This is a genomic window from Streptomyces bohaiensis (genome assembly GCF_012033785.1).
GTDB classification, from domain to species: Bacteria; Actinomycetota; Actinomycetes; order Streptomycetales; family Streptomycetaceae; genus Streptomyces; species Streptomyces bohaiensis.
In genome coordinates this window covers 1-11,108 of sequence record NZ_JAAVJC010000160.1, presented here as the reverse complement: position 1 = coordinate 11,108, position 11,108 = coordinate 1, and the positions used below count along the sequence as shown (strand labels likewise).

General features: G+C 75.4%; 8 protein-coding genes and 1 pseudogene. 5 read left to right on the top strand and 4 right to left on the bottom strand.

From position 1 onward, the window contains the following. Nucleotides 1–82: 82 nt before the first annotated feature. The gene (locus HCN52_RS16655) at nt 83–3,457 is read left to right on the top strand and encodes a tetratricopeptide repeat protein (RefSeq protein WP_168089248.1); all 3,375 of its coding nucleotides are present in this window, start codon (nt 83–85) and stop codon (nt 3,455–3,457) included. 53 nt (nt 3,458–3,510) lie between these two features. Here the strand turns inward: HCN52_RS16655 and HCN52_RS16650 are convergent, their stop codons facing one another. Next, nucleotides 3,511–3,690 (bottom strand): hypothetical protein, encoded by a 180-nt coding sequence (locus HCN52_RS16650; RefSeq protein ID WP_245175212.1) that lies wholly within the window; start codon nt 3,688–3,690, stop codon nt 3,511–3,513. Nucleotide 3,691: 1 nt separating this feature from the next. Then, on the bottom strand, nt 3,692–4,567 hold the full coding sequence (mca, locus tag HCN52_RS16645) for a mycothiol conjugate amidase Mca (RefSeq protein WP_168089246.1): 876 nt from the start codon (nt 4,565–4,567) through the stop codon (nt 3,692–3,694). Between the two features lie 155 nt (nt 4,568–4,722). On the opposite strand from mca, the gene HCN52_RS16640 reads away from it, so the two are divergent. After that, nucleotides 4,723–5,205, top strand: a complete 483-nt coding sequence (locus HCN52_RS16640; protein WP_168089245.1) for a DUF4307 domain-containing protein — start codon at nt 4,723–4,725, stop codon at nt 5,203–5,205. A gap of 324 nt (nt 5,206–5,529) precedes the next feature. Then, on the top strand, nt 5,530–6,030 hold the full coding sequence (greA, locus tag HCN52_RS16635; protein WP_168089244.1) for a transcription elongation factor GreA: 501 nt from the start codon (nt 5,530–5,532) through the stop codon (nt 6,028–6,030). A 764-nt stretch (nt 6,031–6,794) separates the two neighbouring features. Here greA and HCN52_RS16630 read toward each other — a convergent pair. Next, the gene (locus HCN52_RS16630) at nt 6,795–7,541 is read right to left on the bottom strand and encodes a maleylpyruvate isomerase family mycothiol-dependent enzyme (protein WP_168089243.1); all 747 of its coding nucleotides are present in this window, start codon (nt 7,539–7,541) and stop codon (nt 6,795–6,797) included. Next, nucleotides 7,538–7,681 carry a hypothetical protein gene (locus tag HCN52_RS16625; protein ID WP_168089242.1) on the bottom strand — a complete coding sequence of 48 codons (144 nt, stop codon included), beginning with the start codon at nt 7,679–7,681 and terminating at the stop codon, nt 7,538–7,540. Before HCN52_RS16625 ends, HCN52_RS16630 begins: the two co-directional genes overlap by 4 nt. A 958-nt stretch (nt 7,682–8,639) precedes the next feature. On the opposite strand from HCN52_RS16625, the gene HCN52_RS16620 reads away from it, so the two are divergent. Further along, nucleotides 8,640–10,805 (top strand): ATP-binding protein, encoded by a 2,166-nt coding sequence (locus HCN52_RS16620; RefSeq protein WP_312876734.1) that lies wholly within the window; start codon nt 8,640–8,642, stop codon nt 10,803–10,805. Nucleotides 10,806–10,900: 95 nt separating this feature from the next. Next, a pseudogene (locus HCN52_RS16615) lies at nt 10,901–11,108 on the top strand (hypothetical protein); the annotation flags it as partial.

The window sequence follows — 11,108 nt, the reverse complement described above, 5'->3', positions numbered from 1 at the left end:
CCCGGCCCGGGCGCGCCCGGGCCGGACAGACGTCCCCGCACGGCCTCCGCGGCCGGCGGCACCAACGGTGGGAGGCAGGCGGATGGCAGTGCTCTCCGAGCTGGAGAACCGTCACCGGGCGGAGGTCGAGCAGCTGCTCGCCCGTTCGGTCGAGGCCGAGGTACGACGCTCCCAGGGCAGCGCCGACAGCGGCGCCCTGCTGCAACGCGCCCGCAGCTCGCTCGACCACCTGCTCCACCCCGCGGCCGAGGAGTGGGAGCACTACCGCCGCGCCGAGCGCGACAGCGCGCCGCGCCGCCTCCGGGAGCGGTTCGACGCCGCCGCCGTCGGCGGGCTGGTCACCACCACCCTCGCCGCCGCCCTGGCCGCCCTGCTGGCGGTCGCCGCCACCGACACCGCGGCCGACGCCACGCTGATCGCCGCGGTGGTGGCGGCCGCCGCCGTCGGCGGCTTCGTCCTCCAGGCCGTCGTCGCCCACCTCTGGACGGCCGAGTCCCTCGCCGGGAGCCGCAACCAGCCCGGCGGCGTCGAGCAGCTCCGCCTCGCCTGGCTCACCGCCGTCGAGGTCCGCGGCATCCGCCCCTGGCTGGAGCAGCAGCGCGCCCTGGCCGCGCGGAGCCGCGGCGGCGTCCCCACCACCCAGCTGCCGGCTCAGCGCACCACCGGCCGCCGGGCCAACCGCGGCGACGCCGCCCGCACCCGCGCCGTGCTGGGCCGCTCCTTCGACCAACTCCCGGACCGGGGGAAGCCCTTCCTCGGCCGACGCGACCAACTCGCCGACCTCACCCAGTGGGTGAACCGCGACCGCGCCCGTACCGAGACCCGCCCGACGGTCGTCGTGCTCCACGGGCCGCCCGGCTCCGGCCGCACGATGCTCGCCCGCTGGGCCGCCCACGAACTGCGGTCCCTCTTCCGCGGTGCCTGCCTCGCCGACCTCCGCGGCCACAGCGTCGACGAGATCTCCACCCGCGACGCCCTCCTGCACATCATGAGCCGACTGGGCGCCCCGCAGGACCAGCTGCTCTTCCGCGAGGGTCCCGCCCGCGGCGCCGACGGCGAGGCGCAGCTCGGCCGGCTCGTCGAGCGGTACCGCAGCCACCTCACCGGACTCCCCGTCGTGATCATCCTCGACGACGCCACCGACCCGGCGCAGGTCCGTACCCTCCTGCCCGAGCGCTCCAGCTCGCTCGTGCTGGTCACCGCCACCGAACCCCTCGACCTCGCCGACGCCCCCGCCTCCGTCCACCACCTCCCCGTCGGCCCCCTCGACACCCCGGCCGCCGTGGAACTGCTGCGGACCACGCTCCACGAGACCGCCGGCGACATCCCCCTACCGCCCGACGAGGACCCCTCCTGGGCCCGCCTCGCCGAGGTCTGCGCCCACCGCCCGCTGCTGCTGCGCATGGCCGGGCCCGGGCTCGCCACCCGCACCCCCGCCCAGCTCGCCGCCGTCCTCGACACGGCGGACCCCGCCGCGGACCCCTCCGCCCCCGGCGGCACCGACGCCGCGTCCGGGGGCACCGACGCCGGGGGCACCGACGTCGACACCGGCGACACGCTCCTGGGCGACACCGCGGGCAGCGAGGCCGCCCGCGTCCTGAACGCCCGCTACGCCGAGCAGAGCGAGGACGTCCGCCGGCTGCTGCGCCGTCTCGCCCTCGCCGGCCGGGCCAGCCTCGGCCCCCGTGCCGCCGCCGCGCTGCTCGACCGACCCCAGAAGGAGGCCGCCGGCCACCTCCGGGACCTCGCCGAGGCCGGACTGATCCGCACCGTCCGCGGCGACCGGTTCCGCCTCCACGACCTCGTGCGCCGCTTCGCCCGTGCCCGCCTCGCGGCGGAGGAGTCCGCGCCCGAGCGCGCCGCCGCCCAGGAACGCCTCATCCGCAGCTACGCCGAACTCGCCGACACCGTCATCCGGCTCGTCGACGGCAACACCTCCACCCGCGCCGACCTGCTCCCCGCGGCCGCGGGCGGCCACGGCTTCAGCTCCGTCAGCGCCGCGCTCCGCTGGCTCGACGACGAGAGCGACTTCATCACCGCCACCCTCCGCCACGCCGACGAGGGCGTCGACCCCGAGGCGGTCCAGCACCTGCTCGGCGCGCTCGCCGACTACTGCCTGCTGCGCGGCGACCTCTACCGGCTGGGCGAGCTGAACGAACTCGCCCAGTCCGTCAACCAGGGGCTGCTCACCCGCTCCGTCACCTGGCGGACCGGTGTCGCCGAGCGGCAGCTCGGTGAACTCGACAAGGCCCACACCACCCTCTCCCGCGTCGTCAACCTGTACCAGGAGGCCCGCAACCAGGCCGGCGCCGCCCGGGCGCTGCGCGACCTCGGCATCACCCTCCAGCACCAGGGGCATCTCGCCGAGGCCATCGCCAAACTCACCGAGGCCCTCGACCTGCAACCCCGCGACACCCTCCCCGGCGACCGCGCCTGGACCCTCCACGCGCTCGGCGCAGTGGAACGCGAGCGCGGACGGCTGGGGACCGCCGCGGAGCTCCTCGCGGAGTCGCTGGAGCTCCACCGCGCCAGCGGCTCCGTCCACGGCGAGGCGTGGGCCCGCCTCCACCTCGGCCAGACCGCCATGCGGCGCGGTGCCGTGACGGAGGCCGAGACCGAACTGCGCGCCTCCCAGGAGCTCTACGAGCGCTCCCGTGACGTCCGCGGCCAGGCGTGGGCACTCACCCAGCTCGGCACCGTCCGCGTCCTGGCCGGCGACCCCGCCGCCGGCGAGGACCAGCTGCGGGCCGCGCTCGCCCAGCACCGCGAGAACGGCGACACCCGGGGCGAGGCGTGGACCCTGTTCCACCTCGGCCAGGCACAGGAGGACGCCGGCAACCTCACCACCGCCTCGCGGAGCCTGGAGCGGGCCCGCACGATGTTCAACCGGATGCCCGACCGGTACGGAGTCGCCTGCGCGCGGCACCACGAGGCGCGCGTCACCCGCGACCAGCGGGCGGAACGCACCGGGTCGCTCCACAACAGCGGCTTCGCGCGGCAGCTGCTCGCCGCGGCCCGCCGCGACTACGAGCGCGCCGGTGTCCGGCACGGCCAGGGATGGACGGGACTGGAACTCGCGGTGATCGACGCGGGCAACGGGCGCCCGGACCGGGCACTGGAACTGGCCGACGAGGCGCTGGCCCTCTTCAGCGGCGGCTACGGCGAGGACCGGCCGGACGTGCGCGGCGCGGAGTGGGCGCGCTTCCTGCGCGGCACGCTGCTCCCGCTGGCGTCACCCGGCGGCGCGGAGGTCGGTGAGGCCGCCGCCCGCGAGGAGATCGAGGCGCTGCTCCGCGAGGAGGACGGCCCCTGGCGGGACCCGCAGCTCACCCTCGCGGTGCACAGCTACTCGCTGATGCTCGGCCGCGGCCAGGGGCTCGACGACGGCGGTTGGTCGGCGTGGCGGCTCGGCATGGTGCCGCGCCGTGCCGCGGCGGACGTGCTCGGCGTCGGGTGAGCGGACGCGGTCCCCGGCGAGCGGGTGACGGCGGTGCGGGGCACCCCCGTCCGTCAGGAGGACGAGGAGGTGTCCTGCGGCTCCTTGATGTCGATCCGGTTGAGCTGCTTGGTCATCGACCGCAGCAGCATCCACACGGCCAGACCGAGGGCGGCGAACACCACGAAGCCGAGGGCACCCGGCGTCACGGTGAACTCGTCCAGCTCCCGGGCGAGGGGGATCAGGTCAGTCATGTCAGCCATTGTCCCGGACGCCGGCGAACAGGTCCGACTCGGGGAGGGTGGTCTCCACCACGCTCTTGGCGAGCTCGTACTCCTCGGTCGGCCACACCTCCCGCTGCAGTGCGAGCGGCACGCGGAACCAGCCGCCGTCGGGGTCGATCTGGGTGGCGTGCGCCAGCAGCGCCCGGTCGCGCGTCTCGAAGTGCTCACCGCACGGCACGAACGTCGTCAGCTCGCGCTCCGTGCGGCTGATCTGCTCCCACCGCTCCAGCCACTCGCCGTACGGCGACTCCAGGCCGCGCTCCAGCAGCGCCTCGTGCAGCGCGACCGTGCGCGGCCGGTTGAAGCCCTGGTTGTAGTAGAGCTTCGACGGCTGCCAGGGCTCGCCCGCGTCCGGGTAGCGCTGCGCGTCGCCCGCCGCCTCGAACGCCACCATCGAGATGCGGTGGGTCATGATGTGGTCCGGGTGCGGGTACCCGCCGTTCTCGTCGTAGGTGGTGATCACCTGCGGGCGGAACGAGCGGATCAGCCGCACCAGCGGCTCCGCCGCCTCGTCGACATCCTGCAGTGCGAAGCAGCCCTCGGGCAGCGGCGGCAGCGGGTCGCCCTCCGGCAGGCCCGAGTCCACGAACCCCAACCACTCCTGGCGCACCCCGAGGATCTCCCGGGCGCGGTCCATCTCCCGCGTGCGGACCTCGTGGATGTTCTTCTCGATCTCCGGGTCGCCCTGGAGCTTGGGGTTGAGCACCGAGCCGCGCTCGCCGCCCGTGCAGGTGACGACGAGCACATCGGCGCCCTCGGCCACGTACTTGGCCATGGTGGCCGCGCCCTTGCTCGACTCGTCGTCGGGGTGCGCGTGCACGGCCATGAGCCGCAGTTGTTCGGTCAAGGCACGATCCTCGTCATCTTGGTCCACCAATCGGCTTCTATAGTGACTGATGGCGCCGACACTCCATTCCCGCCCTCCGGCACCCGGACGGAACCCGACCGGGCGGAGCCCGCGGGCGTCGACCGCCATCGCACGCGAGGACGAGGAACGCCGCCATGCCGACCGCCGGTGACCAGCCCGCCGCTCCCCGACAGGGGGACGGCGCCGCCTCGCCCGCCCCGGGAGCGGCACCCGCCCCGACCGTGCCCGCCGCTGCGCCGGCCGGGCGTTACGGCGCGGCGGGCCGGGGGAGCGGCGACCGCGGCCTGATGATCGTCGGGGCGGTCCTCGGTGTGCTCTTTCTCGCCTTCATCGCCTGGTCCGGCATCTCCTACATCGGCAAGCAGGACGTCACCGGCGAGCTGACCGGCTTCACCGTGGTCTCCGACACCGAGGTCGAGGTCACCCTGCAGGTCCGCAAGGCCGACGGCACCCCCGCCGTGTGCACGGTCCGCTCGCAGGCGGAGGACGGCCTGGAGGTCGGTCGCGTCGACTTCCGCTTCGAGGCGGAGGGCACCACCGTCCACCGGGCGCACACGCTGCGCACCACGGAGCGCGCGACCAGCGCCGAGCTGCTGAGCTGCACCGCGGGCGACTGACGCCGCAGGCGACCGCGGCAGCGCGTTCTGCCGGTGTCCCGAACGCGCCGGGGGCGTTGCGGAGCGTGACCACAGGCGCGCCGCGCCCTGCCCCGGCGAGCCCTCCCGGACACCGGCGGTCACCGGGCGCCGCCGCCGTGTCGTGGGGAAACAGCAGGTCAGCGCCGGTGGGGGTCGCCGCTGGTTTGCCCCTGAACTCGGAGGGTAATCCTCTCGCAACTCGATGATGCTTGGTCTATCATCGATTCTTCGCCCACCCGGCACGGCAAGGAGTCGCCGGGTCGGGCCTTGTTTGTATTCCCACCCGTAACCCGAGGAGCACCTGTGACCCAGACCAGCGACAACGTGATCTGGCTGACCCAGGAGGCGTACGACAAGCTCAAGGGGGAGCTGGAGCAGCTCACGGGGCCGGCGCGCACCGAGATCGCCCGCAAGATCGAGGCCGCACGCGAGGAGGGCGACCTCAAGGAGAACGCCGGCTACCACGCGGCCAAGGAGGAGCAGGGCAAGCAGGAGGCCCGCGTGCGTCAGCTGGAGGAGCTGCTGCGTACCGCCCAGGTCGGCGCCGCCCCCGCCGACGACGGCGTGGTCGAGCCCGGCATGGTCGTCACGGTCGCCTTCGACGGCGACGAGGACGACACGCTCGTCTTCCTGATGGCCTCCCGCGAGTACGCCTCCGAGGACATCGACACCTACTCCCCGCAGTCACCGCTCGGCCAGGCCGTCAACGGCAAGAAGGCCGGTGACGCCGCCGAGTACGAGATGCCCAACGGCAGCGTGGCCAAGGTGAAGATCATCGAAGCCAAGCCGTACGTCGCGAACTGACGCAGACCCGCACCCGGCCTGCGGGCCGGGAAACCGGCCCGCAGCCCCGGCGCCCGGGCCGAGGGCGGAAGAGCCCGACCAACACCGAGGCCCCGCCTCGCGTCGCCCTCCGTGCACCGCCGCGGACCGGCGAAGCGCTGCCGACCGGACAGCCGGAGCCCCGCGTCGGCCGGCGCGCGACGAACGGCGCAACCGGAGGCGCCTCCTCCCAGCCGCGACGGCAACGCAGGCACGGGACCCATGCGGCGCCTACCAGGAACGCGATCCCGGCGACCGCCCGTACTGCTGTGCTGATCAGCGACCCACCGGACCGCTCCTCGAAGAGCAACGAGGCGATCGCAGCCCCGGCTGTCACGCCGAGCTCACGAAAGCGCCGCCATTGACGCGATCGGTGCCCCTCGCCCGCGCCCGGAGCACCGGACCACCGGAGAGTGCGGACAGCGCGCCACCGACGAGGCCGGGCACGAGGAACGGCCGCAGCCGGGGGAGGACAGCGCCCCGCCGGGTGACCGCCGTGTCCATCGGCACCGCCGGCCCGTCGAGCAGCATCCGCCAGGCGACGCAGCTGTCAGCCGCGTCCGCCTCGTACGCGCGACGCGGACGGAGTGCAGCCGCAGGCCCGCCGGCGTGCTCCCCGGGCGGCCGGGGGTGCCGGGGCGCACGCCTGTTGTGGGTGGGGCGCCTGATCTTCGGTGAGGGTGCCTGGTCCGCGGGGCCGGGTGGTGCTCCGGCGGGCCGATCGGTCGACCCGCCGGAGCGCGGTGTCAGGGCCAGGCGTGGAGTTCGGGGAGCGGGGCGTCGGCGTCCGTGGTCGGGAGGGTGGAGTGGGGGCGGCCGGAGAGCCAGGCGGCGAGGGCGCGGACCGAACCGTGCACCCGGGCCGGGGTCTCTCCGGGCCGTGCGGCCTCGGCGGCGGCCCACTTCTCGTCGGTGTCCGGCGCGTGGAGCGTGGTGCCCTGCGGGAGACGGGCGGTGAGAAAGGCGACGACGTGGGAGGAGAGGGCGGTGCTCCACGCGTCGGGGGTGTGGCCGACGGTGAGGTCGACGGCGTGGAGCTCGGTCTCGCGCCACCAGGCGAGTTGGGTGGCGAAGAGCGGCGAGTTCCGGTAGCTGCAGGGGAGTTCCCACCCGTCGGGGCCCAGCGGCTGCCAGGCGTCCTCCAGTGCGGTCAGGCCCTCTTCGACCTGGTCGCGGAGCCAGGGCAGCGGCCGGCCGTGGAGTTCCTCGATGCGGCGGTCGCGGGTGGGGCGCCCGCCGTCGTAGACCTCGACGGTCTCGCCCTTGACGGCGTAACGGGCCTGGCGGGCGAACGCCTGCGACAGGTCCGCGAGGTGGATGAGGACGTGGGCGCGGGTCCAGCCGGGAAGGTGGATCGCCTCCCGGGCCTCCTGCTCGGTGAGTCCGGCGACGGCGGTCCGCAACCGGCCGTGAGCGGCGCGGATCTCGCCGAGCCGCTCGGCCACCCCGATCCCGCCGTACGCGGCGGCCGAGTGGTCGATGGTGGTGCTCATGAAGGAGTCCTTTCGACGTCCGGCGCTCGTCCCCCGGCCGAGGGCTCCCGCGGCATGAACGCGGGGAGCCGGCCGCGGATGTCACGGATGACGTGGTGGTCCTTGTCGGCCCGGAGCGCGCCGATCTGGTGGAGCGTCACGTCCTCGCCGCACAGACCGGGAAGGTGATCCGGGGCGCGACGGAGCCATCCTTGCGGACCGGTGGGAACTCGGGGGTGAGATCCGGACGGACACGGTGCCGGAGGCCGTGGAGAGCACGGGTCGGCGGTGTCGGAACCGGCACCGGGCACCCGGCTCATCGTGCCCGGCAGCGCCTGGCCCTCTGCCTCGTGGTGACACGCCCGCGCCGCCCGGGGCGAACCGTCGCGTCCTGCCCGGCGGGATGCTGCGGGATGCGGCGGAACGGGCCGGGCAGGACGCGGAGCAGCGTGGTGGGGAACCGTCGAGCCTTGCCCCGGGCAGTGTTCGCGCAGCGGGACGAGGACGTCCAGTGGAGGCGCGGACCTCGGTGGACCGCGGCGTGCTCCGCTCCGCGGCGCGCGGGACGCGGGTGCTTGTCCGGCGCCACTGCCGGTGGCGCGGCTCGTCGCGGTGCGCCGTGTGCCCGTCGTGGTGCCAGGGCCAGCGGGCGTGCAGTCGGCGTGTCGGGAGTGATGTCCGTGTCTGGACAGTTCATGCCCGAACTCGGTCCGACTGTGGGATGAACGCAGTTGATAACCGGCCAGATGTGGTCCCTGTGACACAAGTTGGGCTGCTTGTTGTGCAGGATCCGTCAACCGGTCGGCCTGCGCGGAGCGTATGGTCTGTGCGTGGCCCCGGCCCGACGACCGTGGACGGGCGCCATCGGCGCGGGGTCGCCGAGGTACGCGCCGTGAGGGCGCCGATCGCCGGCCCGCGCCACGACGAGACCGAGGGGAACGACGAGCGGCGACGACGCCCCGCCGTCCCCGCAGGCGCTCGCCGTCCACGGCCGACCCGCCCACCGACCGGTGGCGCCCCGGCTGCGGAGAACCCGCCGCGACCAGCGCGGCGGCGGTGGGCGCCCCGGGGCCGGTCGCATCCCCACGCTTCCCAACACTGCGGACCGGGAGGGAACGGGTGGCTGGCGAGCACTTGCGGTACGGGCTCCTGGGGCCCGTGCGCGCCCACCGTGGCGGCACCGAACTCGACCTCGGGCCGCGGCAGCGCCGCGCGCTGCTGGCCCGCCTGCTGCTGGCGGACGCCCGGCCCGTCCCGGTCCGCGAGCTGTGCGACGCGCTGTGGCGCGGTGACGCGCCGACCGGCGCCGCGTCCTCGGTGCGGGCGCACGTCAGCCGGCTGCGCTCCGTCCTGGACCCCGACCAGCCCGGCCGGACCAGCGGTCTGCTGGTCAGCGAACCCACCGGCTACCGGCTGACGTTCGCCCCCGAGGAACTGGACCTCCACCGCTTCGAGTCGCTCGTCGCGCGCGGCAGGTCGGCGATCACCCGCGGCGATCTGACCGGCGCCCGCGCCGCGGCCGACGGTGCTCTGGACCTCTGGCGGGGCCGGCCGTTGGCCGACCTCGACGACTACGACTTCGCTCGTGAGGAGGCGGCCCGGCTGGTCTCGCTGCGGCAGGACGCCGCCGAACTGCGCGCGTTCCTGCTGCTGCGCACGGGGCAGGTGGAAGAGGCGCTGGTCGCCGCGGAGCGGCTGGTGGCCGACGCACCGCTGCGGGAGGCGTCCTGGGCGCTGCGGGTGCGTGCGCTGTACCGCGCCGGCCGGGCCGTGGAGGCGTTGCAGTGCCTGGAGCGGTTCCGCCGCAGGCTCGACGAGGAGCTCGGCCTGGAACCCAGCCCGGCGATGAAGGAACTGCACACGGCCGTCCTGCGGCACAGCGATGACCTCCTCGGACCGGCGCAGCCGGCGGCCACCGGCGCCGTCGGACCCACCGGCCCGGTGAAGCTGTCCGGTTCGGTGCAGGCCGCAGCGACCGGTCCGGCGCACGCGCCGTCCGAACCGCAGCCGGAGAACGGGGCCGCCCGGGCGGAGCCCGAACCGGCGGAGCACGAGCCCGCCGCCACCGGCCGGACCGACGGTCACCCGCTGCCGCCCGGCGGCCCCGCCTTCGCTCCGGTCGTCCCCGCGGTCCCCGGTGAACTGCCCCTGGTAGGGCGGGAACACGAGCTGGCGGCGCTGCGGGAGGCCGTGGCGGCGGCCGCCACCGGACGGACCCGGTGGACGATCGTCTCCGGTGCGCCCGGCTCCGGGCGCACCCGCCTGCTGGCCGAGGCCGAACGCGAGGCCACAGCACAGGGGTTCACCGTCGTGCGGTGCGGCGGAGGGGGAGCGCACGGCAGCGGGGGGTTCGACCCCGCGGCCCGACTGCTGGAGCAACTCCTCGGCGCGCCCCGCGGGTGGGCCGGGGTGTCCCGCGTCTCCTCGCAGCCCGACACCCTGACCACGCTGCTCACCGCTCTGGCCACCCGGGCGGGTGATGCTCCGCTGCTGTGCCTGGTGGACGACCTCGACGACGCGGCGGAGAGCTTCGCCGGCCTGCTGCGGATGCTCGCCGGTCTGCTGCCCCAGCTGCCGCTCGCGTTCGCCGTGGCGGTCGACGGCCGCCGGACCGGGGCCGTCGACGGGCTGCTGGCCGACCTCTCGCGCCAGGGGGCACTCTGGGTGGAGCCCGAGCCCCTGTCGCCCGCGGAGGTCGCCCAGCTGCTGGCGCTGCGGGGCGACGCCCACGAGGCCGACCGCGCGGCGGAGCTGCACCGCCGCAGCGGGGGGAACCCCTTCCTCCTCTCCCACCTGCTCGCGCTGCCCGCCGACCGGCGCACCGGACCGAGCGCCCGGGTCCCCGCCGCCGTGCGGAGCGTCGTCCGGGCCAGGCTGGCGCGGCTGGACGGGACGGCGCGTGCGATGCTGAACTGTGCCTCGCTGGACGAACTCGTTCTGGACATACCTCTGTTGAGTGCGGTGTGCGAGTTGCGGCCCGAGGCGGTCCTGCACCGCGTCGATGCCGCACTGCGCGAAGGACTGCTGGTCTGGGAGCCGGACACCGGCTCCGGCGGCGGCAGTTACCGTTTCTCCCCGCTCAGCCGCGAGGTGGTCCGCGACGCCATGACGCCCCCCGAACGACAGCGCCTGCACGCCGCACTCGCCCGGGAGTTGGCCGGCCGGCCCGGCGAGGACCCGCTGCGTCTGGACGCGCACCGCGCGGCGGCCGGGCCGCTCGGCCCGCCGGGGGACCGACCCCGGTCGGGCACCGACGACCGTGCGCGCCACCGGGCGGACCCCTGACCGGATCGGGACACCGAGACCGGCAGGTACGCCACCCCCCACCCGACCAGGACCACACCCGCCGCAGGCCGTGCGGCGGCACGAAGGAGACGCTCATGTCCGACCAGCCCCGAGCCGAGGGCCCCGCAGGCGCCCGCAGGAGCTCCGGAGCGGGGGCCGCCGGGGGAGCCGCGGCGGGCCCCGAGGCGTCGGCAGCCGGCGACGGGACCGCCCCGGTCGATCCGCGGACCTCGTTCCGTACGGACCCGGTGCGCCCCGACCCGGTCGCGGTGGAGACGGCGGCGAGCGGGCAGGCGCGCGAGG